This window comes from Streptomyces sp. NPDC093801, from assembly GCF_040701585.1.
Classification (GTDB): domain Bacteria; phylum Actinomycetota; class Actinomycetes; order Streptomycetales; family Streptomycetaceae; genus Streptomyces.
The window spans coordinates 1-20455 of the sequence record NZ_JBFBDP010000003.1 but is presented as its reverse complement, the minus strand read 5'-3'; the positions used below and the strand labels follow the sequence as shown (position 1 = coordinate 20455).

The window sequence follows — 20455 nt, the reverse complement described above, 5'->3', positions numbered from 1 at the left end:
TACTCAACCGCTGGTCGGGGCCACGTCAGACCCTGGCCTGATCCTGTCGCTCCGCGGTCACCCCCCGGGATGATCATCGCCAAAACCCGTCGTATGCACGGCATGTGGGGCACTGATCGCGGCGCGAGTTCTCGTAAGGTTCGGTACGTGGGATCTCTGCGCAATCCGGTCGGGCCGCTTCCCTCCTCCATTTACTGGCGGCGGAGGGCTGTTCTGGCGTCCGTAGCCGCGCTCGTCGCGCTGCTCGCCGTATGGTTCGTCAGTTCCGGCGGGGCCGGCACGAGCACGAACGGCAAGGGCGGCGGCGACGGCTCCGGCCCGGTACGGACGATCACCCCGGGCCCCTCCGGATCCGGCCCGGCGATCAGTCAGGCCCCGGGCGGACGGGCGGAGTCGGGCACCGGCACGGGCGCGGGCACCGGCTCGGGCGGCGGCACGTCGAAGAACCCCGAGCAGGGCGGCGGCGCCAACTCGGGCTCCTCCTCCGGCGGTACGGGCGCGGCCGCGGCCCTCCCGGCCGACTCCCCCCTCCCCACCTGCGCGGCGAGCGCGGTGCAGTGGGAGGTCAAGAGCGTGAAGAACGAGTACGAGACGAACGAGAAGCCGCGCCTCGAACTGATCGTCCGCAACATCACCGGCAGCACCTGCAAGGTCGGGCTCGGCCCGAAGCAGGCCGTCGTGACGATCTTCCAGACGACCGGGGCCAAGCAGGTCTGGTCCTCGGCCGACTGCCCGTCGGGCCCGGCCAACGCGTACTTCCGGGTCCCGGCGCAGGGCGAGGCCAGGCAGTCGCTGGAATGGGACCGCAGGCTCAGCGCGGCCGACCAGTGCCAGTCGCCCCCGGCGGGCACCCCGGCCCCCGACACCTACGTGGTCGAGGCCCGCTCCCCGGGCCTCCCGGTGGCCCGCACGTCCTTCGTCCTGAAGCAGGACTGAGAACGCCGACGGGGCCGCACCGCGCAGGGCGCGCGGTGCGGCCCCGTCGGCGCTCGACGCCCGCGGCGCGGCAGAGCCTAGACGTAGCGCTCCAGGATGGACGACTCCGCGAGCCGCGAGAGCCCCTCCCGCACGCTCCGGGCCCGGGCCTCGCCGACCCCGTCCACCGTCTGCAGGTCGTCCACGCTGGCGGCCAGCAGCTTCTGGAGCCCCCCGAAGTGCTCCACGAGCCGCTCGATGATGGCCCCGGGCAGCCGCGGGACCTTCGCCAGCAGCCGGTACCCGCGGGGCGACACCGCCGAGTCCAGGGTCTCCGGCGACCCGGTGTACCCGAGCGCCTTCGCCACGATCCCCAGCTCCAGCAGTTCCGGATGCGTCAGCGCGTCCAGCGCCGGCAGAGCCTCCTCCACCGTGCGGGAGCGCTTCGCCGTCGGTTCCGGAACGTAGTCCCGGACCACCAGCTCCCGCTCCTGCTCGATCCCCACCGTCAGCTCGTCCAGCTGGAGCGACAGCAGTCGCCCGTCCGTGCCCAGTTCGACCACGTACTCGGCGATCTCGGTCGCGATCCTGCGGACCATTTCCAGCCGCTGGGCCACCGCCGTCACGTCGCGCACCGTGACCAGGTCCTCGATCTCCAGCGCCGACAGCGTCCCCGCGACCTCGTCGAGCCGCAGCTTGTACCGCTCCAGCGTGGCCAGCGCCTGGTTCGCGCGGGACAGGATCGCCCCGGACTCCTCCAGGACGCGCCGCTCCCCGTCCACGTACAGCGCGATCAGCCGCATCGACTGGGACACCGACACCACCGGGAACCCGCACTGCTTCGAGACGCGGTCCGCGGTCCGGTGACGGGTGCCCGTCTCCTCCGTCGGGATCGACGCGTCCGGCACCAGCTGCACGCCGGCCCGCAGGATCTTCGTCAGGTCCTTGTCCAGGATCAGGGCGCCGTCGAGCTTGCACAGTTCCCGCAGCCGGGTCGCGGTGAACTCCACGTCCAGGACGAAGCCGCCGGTGCACATCGCCTCGACCGTCTTGTCCATGCCGAGGACGATGAGCCCGCCCGTGTTGCCGCGGACGATCCGTTCGAGGCCGTCACGCAGCGGCTGACCAGGGGCGACCGCGGTCAGGGAGGCGCGCATCAACGCCTCGTGCTTGGAGCTCGCGCCCGACTTGCCGGATGCTGCTGCCCCGTCCTTGGCTGCCACTGCACTCCTCCGGTCGCGGGTTGCGCCGCCTGCGTAGGGCCGGGCGGACCAGCACAAAGTCTACCGGCGCCACCTGTGCGCCCGCCGGGCCTTGGCCCGCACCGCCGTGGCGGCAGCCCGTACGGCCCCGCTGACCTGCGCCCCGGACCACCCGGCGGAGTCCCTCATTCCGCCGGGGCGGCCGCGGCCCGCTCCTTCGCCGGCGTACGGGACCGCCCGCGCGGCAGCACCCGCAGCGCGTCCCCCACGTCCGCGACCTCGGTCACCTTCATCCCCGGCGGGACCTTCCCCGGATCCGCCGGCACCAGCGCGTGCGTGAACCCGAGCCGGTGCGCCTCGGCCAGGCGCCGCTGCACCCCGGTCACCCGCCGCACCTCGCCGGCCAGCCCGACCTCCCCGATCGCGACCAGGTTCTTCGGCAGCGGCACGTCACTCGCCGCGGAGGCCAGCGCCAGCGCGATCGCCAGGTCGGCGGCCGGCTCCGTCAGCTTCACCCCGCCCACCGTCGCGCTGTAGATGTCCCGCTTGCCCAGCGCCGTGATCCGGCCGCGCTGCTCCAGCACCGCCAGCATCATCGAGACGCGCGAGGTCTCCAGGCCGGAGGTGGTGCGGCGCGGGGAGGGGATCTGCGAGTCCACGGTCAGCGCCTGCACCTCCGCGACCAGCGGGCGCTTGCCCTCCAGCGTCACGGTCAGACAGGTCCCGGGCACCGCCTCCGCGCGCCGGGTCAGGAACAGCCCGCTGGGGTCGGCGAGCCCGGTGATGCCCTCGTCGTGCAGCTCGAAGCAGCCGACCTCGTCGGTCGCCCCGTAGCGGTTCTTCACGCCGCGCACCAGGCGCAGCCGGGCGTGCCGGTCGCCCTCGAAGCTCAGCACCACGTCCACCAGGTGCTCCAGCAGGCGGGGGCCGGCGATGGCCCCGTCCTTGGTGACGTGGCCGACGAGGAGGGTGGCCATGCCCCGCTCCTTCGAGGCGCGGATCAGCGCCCCCGCCACCTCCCGGACCTGGGCCATGCCGCCGGGCGCGCCGTCGATCTCGGGGGAGGCGATGGTCTGCACGGAGTCCAGCACCAGCAGCGACGGCCGCACCGCGTCGAGGTGGCCGAGGACGGCGGACAGGTCGGTCTCGGCGGCGAGGTAGAGGTGGTCGTTCAGGGCGTTGATCCGGTCGGCCCGCAGCCGCACCTGGCTCGCCGACTCCTCGCCGGTGACGTACAGGGTGCGGTGGTCGCCGGTGGCCGCCTTGGCCGCGACGTCGAGCAGCAGCGTCGACTTGCCGACGCCCGGCTCGCCCGCCAGGAGCACGACCGCGCCGGGGACGAGGCCGCCGCCCAGGACGCGGTCCAGTTCGTCCACGCCCGTGCTGCGGGCGGTCGCCGTCCTGCCGTCGACCTGCGCGATCGGCAGCGCGGCCGCCGTGACGCGGCCGGCCGCGGTGGTGCGCACCGCGGGCGCGCCCATCTCTTCGACGGTGCCCCACGCCTGGCACTCCGGGCAGCGGCCGAGCCACTTCACGGTCGTCCAGCCGCACTCGGTGCAGCGGAAGGACGGGCGGTCCTTGGCGGATGAGCGGGAGGTACGGGCAGCCATGCCGCCCACGGTAACCGGCGCCGCCGACAACGCGGTGCCGGCCGGGCGTCAGGGGAGCGGTCAGCGCGGTACCGATCTGTTCACCCGTAAGGGCTAAAAGTGGGGAAGGCTTCCGGAGCCCCACCGGCGCGCCGCCTACCTTCGCCAGGTGAACAGCAGCGACCAGGGAGACCCCGCATCACGCACCGGCGCACACCGGGCGCACCGGCGCACACCCCGAGCAGGTGTGCCCCGGCCCGAGGAGACGGCGGCGACGGCCGCCCTTCCCCGGACGGACGGCCCGGCCGGGCCGGCGGCCCCCGCGGATCCGGCGGGCGCGCGCACCGCGGACCCCGACCCGCCGCCCTCCCCGTACGAGCCCTACCTGGACGGGCTGTTCACCTACTGCCTCTCCGTCCTGTGCGACCACGACGCCGCCACCGACGCCCTCGGCGACGTCCTCGCCGTCGCCGACCGGTACCCCGGCCGATGTCCCCACGAGGGCGACCGGCGCGCCTGGCTGTACGCCCTCGCCCGCTGGGCCTGCCTGCGCCGGCTGGCCGAACAGCGGCGCGCCCGCCTGGGGGCGCACTCCGCCCGGCGCGCGCCGGAGCACACCGACCCCGGGCATGCGCCCCACGCGCACCGCCCGCTCGACGCGACGACCCGGCCGCCCGCTCACGCAACCGGCCGGGGAACCGCCCAGGGGTCCGCCCAGTGGTCCGCTCAGGCGTCGGCCCAGGGGATCGCCCAGTGGTCCGCTCAGGCGGGGGCGCAGGGGATCGCTCAGGCGTCCGGCCAGGCGTCTGCCCAGATGTCCGCTCAGGCGGCGGCGCAGGCGTCCGCTCAGGGGGGCGCTCAGGCGGCGGCGCAGGCGGCGGCCCACGCGTCCGCCCACGAGGGCGCTCAGGCGGCGGCGCAGGCGGCGGCCCACGCGGCGGCCCAGGCTTCCGCCCAGGCGGCCGCCCGTCGTCGCACCGAGCTCGCCCGCCTCGCCTGGCCCGAGGCCGCGGGCACCACCCCGGAGCAGCGCGAGGCCCTCGAACTCGCCGTCCGCCACCGCCTCGGCGTCGCCGAGCTCGCCGCGGTCCTCGGCACCGCCCCCGCCGCCGCCCGCGAGCTGCTGTCCGCCGCGGCCTGCGAGGTCGAGCGCACCCGCGCCGCCCTCGCCGTCGTCGAGACCGGCAACTGCCCGGCCGTCTCCCGCCTCACCGGCGACGACGGCGACCGCGACGTCCTGCTGTCCAGCACCCTGCGCGCCGAGCTCGTCCGCCACGTCGACGACTGCCCGCGCTGCCGCCGCGTCGCCGAACGCGTCGGCGCCGCCGCACCCTGGCCCGGCTCCGGCGGCCTGCACGCCGCGCTCCCCCTCGTCCCCGCCCCCCGCGGCGCCGTCCGCGCGGCCATGCTGCACTCCGGCCGGCGCCGCGGCGGCCGCCCCGGCCCGCGCTTCGACCGCACCGGCTTCCCCATGGACCCCAAGGACCGCGCCGCCCGCCGCGACCGGCTGCGGTCCCGGGCCGTGACCACCACCGTCGTCGCCACCGTCGTCGCCGCCCCCGTCATCGCCCTATGGGCCGCCTACCGGGGCGCCCCGACCATCGCCGAACCCGTCGGCGACGGCACCCGCATCTCCGTGGGCGAGGCCCAGATCCCGCCCCCGCTCGCCGAGGGGCGCCCGCTCACCGCGTACGAGAACACCGGCAACACCGCCCGCACCACCGGCGAACCCGGCTTCGCCCCCGGCCCCGCCGGCCCCGACGTCTCCGTCGAGGTCATCAGCAGCGGCGCCCCCGCCACCCCCGAGGCCGACGGCCCCGCAGCCCCCGGCCGGCTCACCGTCGCCGCGGCCGGCCACGGCGGCACCACCCTGCTCACCCTCAGCGCGTCCGGCGGCGGCCCCGTCCACTGGCGGCTCTGGTCGGACGCGCCCTGGCTGCGCGCGAGCCAGACGGCGGGCACCCTGGCCCCTGGGGAAACGGTCACCCTGCGGATCACCGTCGACACCGGGGCCCAGCCCGTCGGCGCCTGGACGGCCCGCGTCGGCGTCGACCCGGGCGGAGCCGTCGTCTCGGTCTCGGGCCGCGGCCGCCCCGCACCCGCCACCGACCCGACCCCGCCCGGACCGGACCCCACGCCGACACCGGACCCCACGCCGACCCCGACGCCCACGCCGACACCGGACCCCACGCCGACGCCGACGCCCACGCCGACCCCGGACCCCACGGACCCGGCGCCGTCCTCCGGCCCAGGAGGAACGGTTTCCCCCGCCCCGACACCCCCCGCGCCCTAGGGCCCGTCGTCACACCGCCGCCCTCCGGGCGACGACGGGACTTCGACGACAGGCCCTGGCGCGGCGGGCGGGGGACGACACCGGCTGCGCGGGGGACCGCGCGGCGGCTACACCGGATCGGCGGGGTGCGGGGCCATCGGCAGCAGCGAGGCCAGCCGGGCCTCGCACAGCTTCACCAGCTCCGCGTACCCCGCCTCGCCCATCAGCTCCGTCAGCTCCGCCCGGTACGACACGTACACCGGCTCACCGGCCCCGTGCGCCGAGGTGGCCGACGTGCACCACCAGTGCAGGTCGTGCCCGCCCGGCCCCCAGCCGCGCCGGTCGTACTCCCCGATCGACACCTGGAGCACCCGGGTGTCGTCCGGCCGGTCGATCCAGTCGTACGTACGCCGGATCGGCAGCTGCCAGCACACGTCCGGCTTCGTCTCCAACGGCTCCTGCCCGCTCTGCAGCGCCAGGATGTGCAGCGAGCAGCCCGCCCCGGCGGGGAAGCCGGGCCGGTTCAGGAAGATGCACGCCCCGTCCCAGCGGCGGGTCTGCTTCTCCCCGTCGTCGTCGAGCTGCGTCCAGCCGCTCTCGCTGCCGACGTCGTGGAACTGCCACAGCTCCGGCGTCAGCCGCGCCACGTTCTCGGCGACCCGCTTCTCGTCGTCCTCGTCGGAGAAGTGCGCGCCCAGCGTGCAGCAGCCGTCCTCGGCCCGGCCCGCCTGGATGCCCTGGCAGCCGCTGCCGAAAATGCAGGTCCAGCGGGAGGTCAGCCAGGTCAGGTCACAGCGGAAGACCTGCTCCTCGTCGGCGGGATCGGGGAACTCCACCCAGGCCCGGGGGAAGTCGAGGCCCTTCTCGTCCGCCACTTTGCCCTTGCTCTTCTTCGACTGGTTCTTGATGGCCTTCTTCGTATTTGGCACAAAGTCAAGCGTAAGCGCCCCTTACTCCACCGCCCCGCGTCCGGCCCAGTAGCGTTTCCCGTATGAGACTCGGTGTCCTGGATGTGGGTTCGAATACGGTCCATCTGCTCGTGGTGGACGCGCACCCCGGCGCGCGCCCGCTGCCCGCGCACTCCCACAAGGAGCAGCTGCGGCTCGCGGAGCTGCTCGACGAGTCCGGGGCGATCACCCCGGAGGGCGTCGAGCGCCTGGTCTCGGTGATCGGCGACGCCGTGCAGGCCGCCGAGGACAAGGGTTGCGAGGACGTCCTCCCCTTCGCGACCAGCGCCGTGCGCGAGGCCCCCAACGCCGACGAGGTCCTGGCCCGCGTCAAGGCCGAGACCGGCGTCGAGCTGCCGGTCCTCAGCGGTGAGGACGAGGCCCGGCTGACCTTCCTCGCCGTCCGGCGCTGGTTCGGCTGGTCGGCGGGCAAGCTGCTGGTCCTGGACATCGGCGGCGGCTCGCTGGAGATCGCGTACGGCATCGACGAGGACCCCGACGCCGCCGTCTCCCTCCCCCTGGGCGCGGGCCGCCTCACCTCGGCCTGGCTCCTGGGCGACCCGCCGGACCCGGCGGACGTGAAGGCGCTGCGCCGCCACGTGCGGGCGCAGATCGCCCGCACGGTCGGAGAATTCAGCCGGTTCGGGGCGCCGGACCACGTGGTGGCCACCTCGAAGACCTTCAAGCAGCTGGCCCGCATCGCCGGCGCGGCCCGCGAGGCGGACGGCCTGTACGTCCAGCGCGACCTGACGCGGAAGTCCCTGGAGGAGTGGGTCCCCCGCCTGGCGACGATGACGACGGCGGAACGATCCGCCCTCCCCGGCGTCTCGGACGGCCGCGCCTCCCAGCTCCTGGCGGGCGCCCTGGTGGCGGAGGCGGCGATGGACCTCTTCGGCGTCGACACCCTGGAGATCTGCCCCTGGGCCCTCCGCGAGGGCGTCATCCTCCGCCGCCTCGACCACCTGCCGTAGAGGGGCGGCGTCCCGGCCGGGCGGTCCCGAGAGGGACCGGGGGTTCCCCGCGGCCCCGCTCAGCTGCGGTTCGAAGGTGCGGGTTCGCGGCGGTGTTCCAGCCAGCTGAGGCTCAGGTCGTCCCAGATCGTCTGGTAGCGGCGGAAGAGTTCGTCCAGCTGATCGAACGTGAGGTCGTCCGCGGCCGTCGAGGCCAGGAGGTATTCGAGGTCGTCCGCGAGGCGTCGGAAGCGGTATTGGGCCTCCTCCATCAGGACCGACCGCGACCGCCAGTTGAAGAACGGTTCGAGGGCTCCCAGCAGCGTCACCAGTGCCACGCACGCCAGGGCCAGGCCGGTCCACGCGTTCAGGTTCTGCAGGCCCAGGACCACGGTGGACGCGGCGGAGAGGACCAGGGCCGCCACCTTGGTGGCGGTCGCCCCTCGGCCGAACCGCTTCTTGCGGCTGCGCGCGTAGTCGTTGCCCTGGCGGATCTTGTCCAGGAGGAGGGCGGCCGTCCCGCTCGGTCCGAGATGGGTGGCTGGCCCACTGTCCGGCTGCACTGCGTCCCCCAAAGTCCTGTCGCCGCCTCGCGGTTCATCGTCCGATAGCCCTATCACACGAGAGGGACGGGCGGTGCGTGGCGTGATCGTTCAAGACGGCCCGGGGATGGCCGCCCAGCGTCTCCTCCAGCAGGAGGACGGGGGAGGGCATGGACGGATTCGGGAGTTCCGCGCTCGTCGCGGCCGTGGGGCGGGCGCTCGGCGGGGACGGGGGCGTGGTCCCGCTGCCGGACGTGGGCGGGGCGGTGCTGTCGTACGAGGTGAAGCGCCGGTACCTGGCCGACGTCGTGGCACGGTACGGGCTGCCGCCCCTGTTGCGGGTGGGGCGGGTGCTGCCGGAGATGCGGGGCGACCCGGCCGTTTCGGTGCTGCTCGCCGCCGATGGGCCGGCCGACCTGTTCGAACGCTGGGGCCGGCTGGAGCGGTTCACCGGCTCGCGGAACCGGGTCGTGCTCGGCGGGGTCCGGGAGCGGGAGGTGTGCGCCGCGCACGTCGGCCCGCCGGGGGCGCCGCCCGGGCCGGCGGCGGACGCCCTCGTGCTGGGGGTGCTCACCGCCAGCAGGTCGCCGGCTCCGGCATCCGCGTGGTCGACGCGGTACTGCCGCTGGTCGACACCGACATGACCCGCGGCCGGGGCCGCGGCAAGATCAGCGCGGCGGAGGCCGCCGGGGCCGTGATCCGGGGCATCCGCCGCGACAGCGCGGAGGTCCGGATCGGAAAGGTGGGGCTCCTGCACGCGCTCCTGCGCTTCGCCCCGTCGCTCGGGTACCGCGTCCTGCGCGGGGGCTGAAACCCGCCGCAGGCGTTGATGTGAAAAGTATGACGAGAGTCGGTTTGCGTGCCGGGCGCCGGGCGGGCGGCCCGTAACCTGGCTCCGTGGTCCGTAATCCGAGCAGCAGCAGCGCCCCGAAAGTCGCCCTGTCCACCGCCTCCGTCTACCCGGAGTCCACGGCGACGGCCTTCGAGATCGCCGCCCGCCTCGGCTACGACGGCGTCGAGGTCATGGTCTGGACGGACCCGGTCAGCCAGGACGTCGAGGCCCTGCGCCGGCTGTCGGACCACCACCGGGTGCCGATCCTCGCCGTGCACGCGCCCTGCCTGCTGATCACGCAGCGGGTGTGGTCCACCGACCCGTGGACCAAGCTCCAGCGGGCCCGGGCCGCCGCCGAGAAGCTGGGGGCGTCCACCGTCGTCGTGCACCCGCCGTTCCGCTGGCAGCGCCAGTACGCGCGCGACTTCGTGACCGGGATCTGGCGGATGGCCGAGGAGACCGACGTCCGGTTCGCCGTCGAGAACATGTACCCCTGGCGCTACCGCGACCGCGAGATGCTCGCCTACGCGCCCGAGTGGGACGTGACCAAGGACGACTACCGCCACTTCACCGTCGACCTGTCGCACACCGCGACCGCCCGCACCGACGCCGGCGCCATGATCGACCGGATGGGCGACCGCCTCGCCCACATCCACCTCGCCGACGGCAACGGCTCCGCCAAGGACGAGCACCTGGTCCCCGGGCGCGGCACCCAGCCCTGCGCCGAGCTGCTGACGGGCCTGGCCCGCAGCTCCTTCGACGGGCACATCGTCATCGAGGTCAACACGCGGCGCGCCATGTCCTCCGCCGAGCGGGAAGCCGACCTCGCCGAGGCGCTGGCCTTCACCCGCCGCCACCTCGCCGCCCCGGACGGGGGCCGGCGGTGAGCGAGCCGGCCCGGCGGCGGCGCGGTCCCGGGCGGCCCCGCCAGGACGAGGCGGACGAGGGGCCCGGCACCCAGGAGCGCATCCGCCTCGCGGCCCGCGAGGTGTTCGCGGAGCGCGGGTACGACAAGACCTCCGTGCGGGGCATCGCGAAGGTGGCCGGGGTGGACCCGGCGCTGGTGCACCACTACTTCGGCAGCAAGGACGACCTCTTCGCCGCCGCCATCGAGCTCACGATGGAGCCCGCCCTGGTGGTCCCGGCCGTCGTCGGCGAGGGCCCGGACGGCATCGGGGAGCGGCTGGCCCGCTATTTCCTGGGGGTGTGGGAGAACCCGGCCACGCGCGCCCCGCTGCTCGCCGTGATCCGCTCCGCGCTCACCCACGAGGCGGCCGCGAAGGTGCTGCGGACCCTGATCCTGCGCCGGGTCCTGGAGCGGGTCGCCGCCGACCTCGACGTCCCGGACCCGACCTTCCGCGCCGAGCTGGCGGCCTCGCACCTGATCGGGATCGCCTTCGTGCGGTACGTCGTCCGGGTGGAGCCCCTCGCGTCCGCGGACCCGGAGGAGATCGTGGCGCTGGTGGCCCCGACCCTCCAGCGCTACCTCACCGAGGCCTGACCGGGGAGGGGCCGGCCTGACCGGGAGGGGGAGGGGCCCGGCCGGGAGGGTGACCGAGGAGCGACCCCGCCGTCCCGGCATCCGGACCGGGCGTCCGGATCGCGGGCGGTGGGCGTAGCCTCGTAACCGAGCCATATCCACATTCGCGGCTGACCGTACGGCCGCACCCATGGGGAGTGAAACCGCATGCCCGAGCTGAGGTCCCGCACCGTCACCCACGGCCGCAACATGGCAGGCGCTCGTGCGCTGATGCGCGCGTCGGGCGTAGCGAGCGAGGACATCGGCAAGCCGATCATCGCGGTCGCCAACTCCTTCACCGAGTTCGTCCCCGGCCACACCCACCTGGCCCCGGTCGGCCGCATCGTCTCCGACGCGATCCGCGCCGCCGGCGCCATCCCGCGCGAGTTCAACACGATCGCGGTCGACGACGGCATCGCCATGGGCCACGCCGGCATGCTGTACTCCCTGCCCTCCCGCGACCTGATCGCGGACAGCGTCGAGTACATGGTCGAGGCGCACTGCGCCGACGCGCTGATCTGCATCTCCAACTGCGACAAGATCACCCCGGGCATGCTGATGGCCGCGATGCGCCTGAACATCCCCGTCGTCTTCGTCTCCGGCGGCCCGATGGAGGCCGGCCAGGCCACCCTCGTCGACGGCACCGTCCGCAAGCTGGACCTGATCGACGCCATGGTCGACGCCTCCAACGAGAACGTCTCGGACGCGGACATCCTGCGCATCGAGGAGAACGCCTGTCCGACCTGCGGCTCGTGTTCCGGCATGTTCACCGCCAACTCGATGAACTGCCTCGCCGAGGCCATCGGCCTGGCCCTCCCCGGCAACGGCTCCGTCCTCGCCACGCACACCGCCCGCCGCGCCCTGTACGAGAACGCCGGCCGCACGGTCGTGGAGATCACCAAGCGCTACTACGAGGACGGCGACGAGTCCGTCCTGCCGCGCAACATCGCCTCCCGCGAGGCCTTCGAGAACGCGATGGCGCTGGACATCGCCATGGGCGGCTCGACCAACACGATCCTGCACCTGCTGGCCGCCGCGCAGGAGGCGGGCCTGGACTACGACCTCAAGGACATCGACGCCGTCTCGCGCCGCGTCCCCTGCCTGGCCAAGGTCGCCCCGAACGTCGCCCCCGGCGGCACGTACTACATGGAGGACGTGCACCGCGCCGGCGGCATCCCCGCCATCCTCGGCGAGCTGCACCGCGGCGGCCTCCTCAACAAGGACGTGACCACCGTCCACTCCAAGGGCCTGGAGGACTGGCTCGCGCAGTGGGACGCCCGCTCCGGCACGGCGTCCGAGGAGGCCATGGAGCTGTGGCACGCGGCCCCCGGCTGCAAGCGCTCGGCGACCGCCTTCTCCCAGTCCGAGCGCTGGGAGACCCTCGACCTCGACGCCGAGGGCGGCTGCATCCGCTCCGTGCAGCACGCGTACTCCAAGGACGGCGGCCTCGCCGTCCTGCGCGGCAACATCGCGGCCGACGGCTGCGTCGTGAAGACGGCCGGCGTCGACGAGTCGATCTGGACCTTCGAGGGCCCCGCGGTCGTCTGCGAGTCGCAGGACGAGGCCGTCGAGAAGATCCTCACGAAGCAGATCCAGCCCGGTGACGTCGTCGTCATCCGCTACGAGGGCCCGCGCGGCGGACCCGGCATGCAGGAGATGCTCTACCCGACCTCCTTCCTCAAGGGCCGCGGCCTCGGCAAGGTCTGCGCGCTGGTGACGGACGGCCGCTTCTCCGGCGGCACCTCGGGCCTGTCCATCGGCCACGCCTCCCCGGAGGCGGCCTCGGGCGGCGACATCGCGGTCGTCGAGGACGGCGACCGGATCCGCATCGACATCCCGAACCGGTCGATCGAGCTCCTGGTGGACGGGGCCGTGCTGGCCGCCCGCCACGAGGCCCTCGGCGGCGTCTATGCCCCGAAGACCCGCGAGCGCACGGTCTCGGCGGCCCTGCGCGCGTACGCGGCGATGGCCACCAGCGCCGACAAGGGCGCGGTCCGCGACGTCTCGAAGCTGGGCTGAGCCCGGTCGGAACCCCGGCTCCGGGGGCGGGACGCCGCCCCCGGAGCCGGGGTTCCGCGTTCCCCGCACCGCGCGGCGCCGGGTCTCACCACGCGGCGGGGTTCCGCGCGTCCAGGGCGAACACGGTGCCGTCGGGGGCGGACGCGTACACCCGGCCGTCGGCGACGACGGGGGCCGGGAGGGTGGCGCTGAAGGTGCCCTGGGCGGCGGCCATGCGGGGTTTGGTCTGGCCGACGAGCCGCCCCGCGCCGGCGTCGACGGCCAGCAGGCGGCCGTCCCCGGCCGACAGGTAGACCCGCCCGTCCGCGAACACCGGCCGGGAGGCGGAGGCCATGCCCGTCTCCAGCTGCCAGCGCTCCTCGTCCGGGCCGACGGCGATGAGCCGCCCGCCCGTCCCGAAGGCGTAGGCGGTGCCGTCGGGGCCGATGGCCGCCTCGGCGTCGAACAGCGGCACTGCCAGCGTGGTGCGGTGCTGGGCACGGGTCGCCAGGTCCACCCGTACGACGGCCCTGGTCCGGCCGGCCGCGTCGTCGTCCAGCAGGTACGCGGCACCGCCCGCCACCCCGGCCGGGCGCAGCAGCCCCGACGTGCGCAGCTGCCAGCGTTCGGCGCCGCTGTCCGGGGCGACGGAGGCGAGCTGCGTCGAGCGGCCGTCGGCGTCCCGCGAGGCCACGTACAAGGCGGGCCGCCCCGCCTCGTCCGGCCCCGACCACCAGACGGAGCCCACTCCGCCGATCCGCTTCGTCCAGTGCGGGGCGCCCGTGGCCGCGTCGAGGGCGGTCACCTCCCCGGTCGGCCCGGCGAGCAGCACCCGGTCGCCGGCCACCACCGTCTGGGTGGCGTCCGGCAGGGTCCGCTTCCAGCGTTCCGTCCCGTTGCCGGGGTCCAGCGCCTGGAGCAGCCGGCTCCCCGAAGCCACCGACAGGAGCACCCCGCCCCCGTACCGGGGGACGCTGTCCGCCGCCGTGCGCTCGCCTCCGGCCGCCGACCGCACGGACCAGATCGCCGCTCCCTTCGCGGGGTCCAGTCGCGCCACGGCCAGGCCCCGCCCCGAGCAGTACAGCCCGTCGGCCAGCCAGGAGCAGGCCGCGGCCCGGTTGCCGGTGCCCCGATCGCCGACCTCGGCGGTCCAGGGGGCCGAGCGCTGCGCCGTCCCCGCCCCGTGCGCGGCCTGCGGGCGGGACGGGCCGTCGCCCGCCTCCAGGTACAGGTACCCGCCCGCGGCCGTGACGGCCAGGGCCAGCCCGGCGGCGACCGCGAGCAGCGCGGGGCGGCGCCTGCGCGTCTTCGGCGGGGGACCCGCCTCCGGGGCCGGTCCCGCGGCGGGTGCGGTCCCGCCGTCGCGCTGGTGGGTCAGGACCTCGTCGGCGACGGGCAGGCGCGGTCGCGGTATGAAGGCCTGGGTGTCCTCGGCCGTCGGGCTCGTCGCGGCCCGGACCTCCGCGATCAGCGCCTCGGCGGTCGGCCGCTCGGCCGGGTCCTTGGCCAGGCAGCGCGTCACGATCGGCACGAGCCGGGCCGGCAGCCCCGTCAGGTCCGGCTCGCTGTGCACGACCTGGTACGCCACGAGGTAGTGGCTGTCGGAGTCGAAGGGCCCGCGCCCGGTCGCCGCGTGCACCAGCACCGCGCCCAGTGCGAACACGTCCGCCGCCGTCCCCACCTCGCGCGGCCGCTGGAACTGCTCGGGCGCCATGAACGGCGGGGTCCCGATCAGTTTGCCGGTCTCCGTCCGCAGGTCGCTGTCCGCCGGGCGCGAGATGCCGAAGTCGATGACCCGCACCCCGTCCGGGGCCATCAGCACGTTGCTCGGCTTCAGGTCCCGGTGCACCACCCCGGCCCGGTGGATGTCCCGCAGCGCCTCCGCCAGCCCGGCCGCGAGCCGGGTCAGCTCGACGGCGTCGAGCACGCGCTCCCGTACCCGCTCGGAAAGGGTCGGCGCGTCGATGAACAGGGTGGCCATCCAAGGCCGTTCGGCATCCGGATCGGCATCCACGACGGGAGCGGTGAAGGCCCCGCTCACCCTGCGCGCGGCCGCGACCTCCTGCCGGAACCGTGCCCGGAACTCCGGGTCCACGGCGTGCTGCGCGTGCACGACCTTGACGGCGAGTTTCAGCCCCGAACTGGAGGCGGCCAGGTGGACGACGCCCATGCCGCCGGAGCCGAGCACGGATTCGAGCCGGTACTGCCCGGCATACTCCGGAAACCCGGCGGATTCCGCGCGCAGCGACTGCACCGCTCATCACCCCCGACGGAGCCTAGTCGATGCCCCATGGGAACATCCAAGGGCTTGCTACCCTGCGCGCGTTGCGCGGAGCAACACCCATGGGGGGAGAATCCATATGTCCGTAGAGAACGATTCCAGCCAGATCGAGAGCCTCGCGGCCGCCGACTCGGGCTTCCAGAGCTACCAGGTCGCACCGGGCTACCAGGTGAACGTCCGCTCCGGCCCGGGCACCAACTACTCCCTCGTCCGGGTCCTGCCCCTGGGCGCCAGCGTCACGATCCGCTGCCAGTGCCCCGGCACCACGGTCTCGGGCCCGTACGGCACGACCGACCTGTGGGACTGCATCGGCAACGGCCAGTTCGTCTCCGACGCCTACGTCCACACCGGCTCCGACGGCTACGTCGCCGGCCGCTGCGGCTGACCCCGTAGCCGGACGGTCACCCGTTCTGCCAGCTGAGACACCCCCGGCGGGTTCCGCCCGCCGGGGGATAATCGCGGACGTGAGCGAAGAGCAGCAGCGAGACCAGAGCACCCCCGCCGCGCCGGCCGAGCCGCCCGCCGGGCCGCAGCCCGAGCCGATCCGGTTCTTCGGCACCACCTGGGTGGACCACACGGGCGGCTACGCCCCGCGCCGCGCCGCCGTCGCCGTCGGCTCGCTCGTCGCCGCCGCCATCGGCGCGTACCTCCTGCGCCTCGCCTACCAGGGCCTGGAGATCGGCAACGTCGGTCCCTTCCTCAGCATCTCCGTGATCGTGCTCTTCGCGATCGCCACCGCCATCGCCTTCGCCAAGACCTGGGAGTCCTTCGGCCGCCGCCCCGCCCCGTCCTCCGACGAGGCGGCCCTCAAGGGCCTGAAGACGATCGGCTTCATCGGCTCCCTCCTCGCCTACTTCCTGCGCAGCCTCACCGAGGCCCCCGGCGAGAAGCTCCGCCGCGCCGAGTACGAGCGCGCCGCCGCCGAGTACGACCGCCGCCGCAGCGCCCGCACGGGCAACCCTGCCGCCCGCCGCCGCCCGAAGCGCAAGAAGTAGCCGCACCCCGGCGCACGGAGCATCCGCACCTTCCGACGTCAGGCCGATTGACGCCCCGGCACCCCCGGGAGCATTATTCATCGCATGATGAATAAGAAGTCGGACGGACCCCCGCCCGCCGTCCACGCCCGCGACCTCACCGTCCGCCGAGGCACCGGCCGCCACCCCCGCACCGTCCTCGACCACATCGCCTTCGACGTCCCCCGCGGGCGCATCACCGGCCTCCTCGGTCCCTCCGGCTGCGGCAAGTCCACCCTCATGCGCACCGTCGTCGGCACCCAGGCCCACGTCACCGGCACCCTCGACGTCCTCGGCCGCCCCGCCGGCCACCCCGAGCTCCGCGCCCGCGTCGGCTACGTCACCCAGGCCCCCTCCGTCTACGACGACCTCACCGTCCGGCAGAACCTCGACTACTTCGCCGCCGTCCTCGACCCCGGACGCGCCGCCGCCGACCGCCGCCGCGCCGCCGTCGAACGGGCCATCGCCGACGTCGACCTCACCAGCCGCACCACCGCCCTCGCCGGAAACCTCTCCGGCGGCCAGCGCAGCCGGGTCTCCCTCGCCGTCGCCCTCCTCGGCACCCCCGAGCTCCTCGTCCTCGACGAACCCACCGTCGGCCTCGACCCCGTCCTGCGCCGCGACCTGTGGGACCTCTTCCACCACCTCGCCGCCGCCCGGGGCACCACCCTCCTCGTCTCCTCCCACGTCATGGACGAGGCCGAGCGCTGCCACGACCTCCTCCTCATGCGCGAAGGCCGCATCCTCGCCCAGGACACCCCCGAAGCCCTCCGCGCCCGCACCCACAGCGCCACCGTCGAAGAGGGCTTCCTCCGCCTCGTCGACGAGGCCAACGCCACCCGCGACCGGAACACGGACCGGAACACGGACCAGAACGACGACGCACTCACCCGGGAGACCCAGCGATGAACGGCGCCCGCACCCTCGCCACCGCCGCCCGCGTCCTGCGCCAGCTGCGCCACGACCCGCGCTCCATCGCCCTGATGCTGCTGGTCCCCGTCCTGATGCTGACCCTGCTCCGCTACGTCTTCGACGGCAGCCCGCGCACCTTCGACAGCATCGGCGCCTCACTCCTCGGCATCTTCCCCCTCATCACGATGTTCCTCGTGACCTCGATCGCCACCCTGCGCGAACGCACCTCCGGCACCCTCGAACGCCTCCTCGCCATGCCCCTCGGCAAGGGCGACCTCATCGCCGGCTACGCCCTCGCCTTCGGCGCCGTCGCCGTCGTCCAGTCCCTCCTCGCCACCGGCCTCGCCCTCTGGGTCCTCGGCCTCGACGTCATCGGCTCGCCCTGGCTGCTGCTGCTCGTCGCCCTGCTCGACGCCCTCCTCGGCACCGCCCTCGGCCTGTTCGTCTCCGCCTTCGCCGCGTCCGAGTTCCAGGCCGTCCAGTTCATGCCGGCCGTGATCTTCCCCCAGCTGCTCCTGTGCGGCCTGTTCGCCGCCCGCAGCACCATGCACCCGGTCCTCGAAGGCATCTCGGACGTCCTGCCGATGTCCTACGCCGTCGACGGCATGACCCAGGTCCTCACCCACACCGACATGACCGCCGCCTTCGTCCGCGACGCCGTCATCGTCGCCGCCTGCGCCCTGCTCGTCCTCGCCCTCGGCGCCGCCACCCTCCGCCGCCGGACCCCCTGACACCGGCCCCGCGCCCACGGACCGGACACCCGTCCCGCCGGACGCCGCCCGGTGCGAGGATGATCCCGTACGTCTCCACGTTCGTTCGGCGAGGTGAATCGGGCATGACCCAGACAGTCGCAGTCCTCGGTACCGGCAAGATCGGCGAGGCCCTGCTCAGCGGGATGATCCGCGGCGGCTGGCCCGCGGCCAAACTGCTCGTCACCGCCCGCCGCCCGGAGCGCGCCGCCGAACTCCACACCCGCTACGGCGTCGAGGCCGTCAGCAACGCGGAGGCCGCCAAGCGCGCCGACACCCTCATCCTCACCGTCAAGCCGCAGGACATGGGCAAGCTCCTCGAAGAGCTCGCCCCCCACGTCCCCGCCGACCGCCTCGTCATCAGCGGCGCCGCCGGCATCCCCACCGCCTTCTTCGAGGAGCGGCTGGCCCCCGGGACCCCCGTCGTCCGCGTCATGACGAACACCCCCGCCCTCGTCGACGAGGCCATGTCCGTCATCTCGGCCGGCAGCCACGCCACCGCCGGGCACCTCGCCCACGCCGAGGAGATCTTCGGCGGCGTCGGCAAGACCCTGCGGGTCCCGGAGTCCCAGCAGGACGCGGCCACCGCCCTCTCCGGCTCCGGCCCCGCCTACTTCTACTTCCTCGTCGAGGCCATGACCGACGCGGGCATCCTCCTCGGCCTGCCCCGCGCCCAGGCCCACGACCTCATCGTCCAGGCCGCCATCGGCGCCGCCGTCATGCTCCGCGACAGCGGCGAACACCCCGTGAAGCTCCGCGAGGCCGTCACCTCCCCCGCCGGTACGACGATCAACGCCATCGTCGAACTGGAGAAGCACGGCGTCCGCGCGGCCCTCATCGCCGCCCTCGAAGCGGCCCGCGACCGCAGCCGCGAACTCGCCACCGGCAACAGCTGACGTACAGCACGCACGCGGGGACGGAGGCCGGCCCCGCACCGGGACCGGCCTCCCCCGCTCTCATGCGGGCAGCAGCCCGATGGCCTCGTACGCCCGGTCCACCACGGGCCGCGCGATGCCCCGCGCCCGCTCGGCCCCCTCCCGCAGCACCCGGTCCACCTCGCCCGGATCCGCCGCCAGCCCGGCGTGCCGCTCGCGCAGCGGCCGCAGCAGCTCCACGACGGCTTCGGCGACGTCCCGCTTCAGCGGCCCGTACTGGGCGTAGCCCTCGGCCAGCTTCTCCGGGTCCCCGCCCGTACAGGCGGCCAGGACGTCCAGCAGGTTCGCCACCCCGGGCCGCGCGGCACGGTCGTAGACCACCCCGTCCGCGCCGCTGTCCGTCACGGCCCGCATCACCTTCTTGGTGATCACCGCGGGCTCGTCCAGGAGATAGACGATCCCGGCGCCGTTCTCACTGGACTTCCCCATCTTCGACGTCGGGTCCTGGAGGTCCATGACCCGCGCGCCCACGGCGGGCAGCGTCGCCCTGGGCACGGTGAAGGCATGCCCGTACCGCTGGTTGAACCGCACCGCCAGGTCCCGGGTCAGTTCCACGTGCTGCCGCTGGTCCTCACCCACCGGCACCTCGTCGGCGGCGTAGGCCAGGATGTCGGCGGCCATGAGCACGGGGTACGTCAGCAGCGACAGCCGTACGCCGTGGCCGGCCGACTCCGCCTTCGCGGACTTCTCCCGGTACTGGATCATCCGCCGGAGCTCGCCGTCGGTGGCGGTGCACTCCAGCAGGTAGGACAGCCGGGTGTGCTCGGCGACGTGGCTCTGGACGAAGAGGGTGCACCGCCGTGGATCCAGCCCGGCGGCGAGGAACAGCGTGGCGTTCTGCCGGGTGAGCCGCCGCACCCGCGCCGGATCGTGCTCCACGGTCAGGGCGTGCAGGTCGACGACGCAGAACAGCGCGTCCGTGGGCGTGTGCTCGGCCGCGACCCACTGCCGCAGCGCCCCCAGGTAGTTGCCCAGCGTCAGGTGCCCGGACGGGGTGATCCCGCTGAAGATCCTCGTCATGTCCTGTCTCTCCTTCGTGTCCTGCGGTGTGGTGTCGGGGCCGCCGCGTCGGGCGACCGAGCCACTCCCAGGAGGGGGAGGAACAGAAACGGCCGCCGTAGCGGCGGCCGTGAGCGCATGCGTGCTCGCGTGGATGGTCGGCCGCCGTCAGGCGGGCCACCAACGAAGGCTGAGCGTGGGTGCATGCGTGGTCATGGGAGGCAGCGTAGCCGCCGGCACATGAGGAGCGGGTGGGTTTCGCTGGACGGCCGGCCAGGGGTTGACACGCCTGTGCCAGGTCCGTAAGGTTCTTCGAGTTGTCCGACGTGAGCGCCGACTCCGGTCGGTCCCCGGACAGCCATCCCGCACTACTCATTCGAACGAACGACGCACTGTGTCGTCTCGTTTTCATGCGTATTTGCGAATGAGGAATCCGCGTTCCAGGACGCAGCCGCCGATTGGCTTCGGGGGCAGGGAATCCGCTACTGTCTCACTCGCCGGAAGGGCCCAACGGCCCGGAAAGCACATCCCGCTGACTGGGAGTCAGGCCCGAAAGGATCTGATAGAGTCGGAACCGCCGGAAAGGGAAAACGCGAAAGCGAAGGACCTGGAAAGCGAGTGAGAAAGACTCTGATAGAGTCTGAATCACAAGAACGAAAGCCCGGAGGAAAGCCCGAGAGGGTGAGTACAAAGGAAGCGTCCGTTCCTTGAGAACTCAACAGCGTGCCAAAAATCAACGCCAGAAGTTGATACCCCGTCCACTCCGGTGGATGAGGTTCCTTTGAAAAAGACCTGTCGGG

General features: G+C 73.9%; 19 protein-coding genes. 13 read left to right on the top strand and 6 right to left on the bottom strand.

Annotation, left to right across the window (positions count from 1 at the left end; translation table 11 throughout):
• Nucleotides 1–147: 147 nt before the first annotated feature.
• Complete coding sequence (locus AB0469_RS03555) at nt 148–936, top strand: hypothetical protein (protein WP_366449655.1); 789 nt, start codon at nt 148–150, stop codon at nt 934–936.
• Between the two features lie 77 nt (nt 937–1013).
• Here the strand turns inward: AB0469_RS03555 and disA are convergent, their stop codons facing one another.
• Nucleotides 1014–2138 carry a DNA integrity scanning diadenylate cyclase DisA gene (disA, locus tag AB0469_RS03550; RefSeq protein WP_366449654.1) on the bottom strand — a complete coding sequence of 375 codons (1125 nt, stop codon included), beginning with the start codon at nt 2136–2138 and terminating at the stop codon, nt 1014–1016.
• A gap of 164 nt (nt 2139–2302) precedes the next feature.
• Complete coding sequence (radA, locus tag AB0469_RS03545; protein WP_366449653.1) at nt 2303–3727, bottom strand: DNA repair protein RadA; 1425 nt, start codon at nt 3725–3727, stop codon at nt 2303–2305.
• Between the two features lie 148 nt (nt 3728–3875).
• Here radA and AB0469_RS03540 point away from each other — a divergent pair, with 148 nt between their 5' ends.
• Nucleotides 3876–5999, top strand: coding sequence for a hypothetical protein (locus AB0469_RS03540; protein WP_366449652.1), 2124 nt, complete (start codon nt 3876–3878; stop codon nt 5997–5999).
• 107 nt (nt 6000–6106) lie between these two features.
• Here the strand turns inward: AB0469_RS03540 and AB0469_RS03535 are convergent, their stop codons facing one another.
• Complete coding sequence (locus AB0469_RS03535; protein WP_366449651.1) at nt 6107–6907, bottom strand: hypothetical protein; 801 nt, start codon at nt 6905–6907, stop codon at nt 6107–6109.
• 62 nt (nt 6908–6969) lie between these two features.
• Here AB0469_RS03535 and AB0469_RS03530 point away from each other — a divergent pair, with 62 nt between their 5' ends.
• The gene (locus tag AB0469_RS03530; protein ID WP_366449650.1) at nt 6970–7896 is read left to right on the top strand and encodes a Ppx/GppA phosphatase family protein; all 927 of its coding nucleotides are present in this window, start codon (nt 6970–6972) and stop codon (nt 7894–7896) included.
• Between the two features lie 59 nt (nt 7897–7955).
• Here AB0469_RS03530 and AB0469_RS03525 read toward each other — a convergent pair whose 3' ends face one another.
• Nucleotides 7956–8438 carry an SLATT domain-containing protein gene (locus AB0469_RS03525; protein ID WP_366449649.1) on the bottom strand — a complete coding sequence of 161 codons (483 nt, stop codon included), beginning with the start codon at nt 8436–8438 and terminating at the stop codon, nt 7956–7958.
• A 149-nt stretch (nt 8439–8587) separates the two neighbouring features.
• Between AB0469_RS03525 and AB0469_RS03520 the strand changes: the two genes are divergently transcribed.
• The 5 genes from AB0469_RS03520 (at nt 8588) to ilvD (ending at nt 12787) form a co-directional block, all read left to right on the top strand.
• Nucleotides 8588–9061, top strand: a complete 474-nt coding sequence (locus tag AB0469_RS03520; RefSeq protein ID WP_366449648.1) for a hypothetical protein — start codon at nt 8588–8590, stop codon at nt 9059–9061.
• Nucleotides 9022–9228 carry a hypothetical protein gene (locus AB0469_RS03515; protein ID WP_366449647.1) on the top strand — a complete coding sequence of 69 codons (207 nt, stop codon included), beginning with the start codon at nt 9022–9024 and terminating at the stop codon, nt 9226–9228. Before AB0469_RS03520 ends, AB0469_RS03515 begins: the two co-directional genes overlap by 40 nt.
• Nucleotides 9229–9314: 86 nt before the next feature.
• Nucleotides 9315–10136 carry a sugar phosphate isomerase/epimerase gene (locus tag AB0469_RS03510; protein ID WP_366449646.1) on the top strand — a complete coding sequence of 274 codons (822 nt, stop codon included), beginning with the start codon at nt 9315–9317 and terminating at the stop codon, nt 10134–10136.
• Nucleotides 10133–10750, top strand: a complete 618-nt coding sequence (locus AB0469_RS03505; RefSeq protein WP_366449645.1) for a TetR family transcriptional regulator — start codon at nt 10133–10135, stop codon at nt 10748–10750. Before AB0469_RS03510 ends, AB0469_RS03505 begins: the two co-directional genes overlap by 4 nt.
• Before the next feature lie 186 nt (nt 10751–10936).
• Nucleotides 10937–12787, top strand: a complete 1851-nt coding sequence (ilvD, locus tag AB0469_RS03500; protein ID WP_366449644.1) for a dihydroxy-acid dehydratase — start codon at nt 10937–10939, stop codon at nt 12785–12787.
• Between the two features lie 85 nt (nt 12788–12872).
• Here the strand turns inward: ilvD and AB0469_RS03495 are convergent, their stop codons facing one another.
• Nucleotides 12873–15020, bottom strand: a complete 2148-nt coding sequence (locus tag AB0469_RS03495) for a PQQ-binding-like beta-propeller repeat protein (RefSeq protein WP_366449643.1) — start codon at nt 15018–15020, stop codon at nt 12873–12875.
• 106 nt (nt 15021–15126) lie between these two features.
• Between AB0469_RS03495 and AB0469_RS03490 the strand changes: the two genes are divergently transcribed.
• The 5 genes from AB0469_RS03490 (at nt 15127) to proC (ending at nt 18617) form a co-directional block, all read left to right on the top strand.
• Nucleotides 15127–15432, top strand: coding sequence for a peptidase (locus AB0469_RS03490; RefSeq protein ID WP_366449642.1), 306 nt, complete (start codon nt 15127–15129; stop codon nt 15430–15432).
• Nucleotides 15433–15511: 79 nt separating this feature from the next.
• Entirely contained in the window at nt 15512–16042 is a 531-nt protein-coding gene (locus AB0469_RS03485) for a hypothetical protein (protein WP_366449641.1), read from the top strand.
• An 84-nt stretch (nt 16043–16126) separates the two neighbouring features.
• The gene (locus tag AB0469_RS03480) at nt 16127–16969 is read left to right on the top strand and encodes an ABC transporter ATP-binding protein (protein WP_366449640.1); all 843 of its coding nucleotides are present in this window, start codon (nt 16127–16129) and stop codon (nt 16967–16969) included.
• On the top strand, nt 16966–17703 hold the full coding sequence (locus AB0469_RS03475; protein ID WP_366449639.1) for an ABC transporter permease: 738 nt from the start codon (nt 16966–16968) through the stop codon (nt 17701–17703). Before AB0469_RS03480 ends, AB0469_RS03475 begins: the two co-directional genes overlap by 4 nt.
• Nucleotides 17704–17807: 104 nt before the next feature.
• On the top strand, nt 17808–18617 hold the full coding sequence (proC, locus tag AB0469_RS03470) for a pyrroline-5-carboxylate reductase (RefSeq protein WP_366449638.1): 810 nt from the start codon (nt 17808–17810) through the stop codon (nt 18615–18617).
• 60 nt (nt 18618–18677) lie between these two features.
• Here the strand turns inward: proC and trpS are convergent, their stop codons facing one another.
• Nucleotides 18678–19676, bottom strand: a complete 999-nt coding sequence (gene trpS, locus AB0469_RS03465) for a tryptophan--tRNA ligase (protein ID WP_366449637.1) — start codon at nt 19674–19676, stop codon at nt 18678–18680.
• Nucleotides 19677–20455 lie beyond the last annotated feature (779 nt).

Coding starts and splice junctions, on each gene's coding strand:
- ilvD (WP_366449644.1), top strand. CDS start 10,937: ATGCCCGAGCTGAGGTCCCGCACCGTCACCCACGGCCGCAACATGGCA.
- trpS (WP_366449637.1), bottom strand. CDS start 19,676: ATGACGAGGATCTTCAGCGGGATCACCCCGTCCGGGCACCTGACGCTG.
- radA (WP_366449653.1), bottom strand. CDS start 3,727: ATGGCTGCCCGTACCTCCCGCTCATCCGCCAAGGACCGCCCGTCCTTC.
- AB0469_RS03490 (WP_366449642.1), top strand. CDS start 15,127: ATGTCCGTAGAGAACGATTCCAGCCAGATCGAGAGCCTCGCGGCCGCC.
- AB0469_RS03530 (WP_366449650.1), top strand. CDS start 6,970: ATGAGACTCGGTGTCCTGGATGTGGGTTCGAATACGGTCCATCTGCTC.
- AB0469_RS03480 (WP_366449640.1), top strand. CDS start 16,127: ATGATGAATAAGAAGTCGGACGGACCCCCGCCCGCCGTCCACGCCCGC.
- AB0469_RS03475 (WP_366449639.1), top strand. CDS start 16,966: ATGAACGGCGCCCGCACCCTCGCCACCGCCGCCCGCGTCCTGCGCCAG.
- proC (WP_366449638.1), top strand. CDS start 17,808: ATGACCCAGACAGTCGCAGTCCTCGGTACCGGCAAGATCGGCGAGGCC.
- AB0469_RS03520 (WP_366449648.1), top strand. CDS start 8,588: ATGGACGGATTCGGGAGTTCCGCGCTCGTCGCGGCCGTGGGGCGGGCG.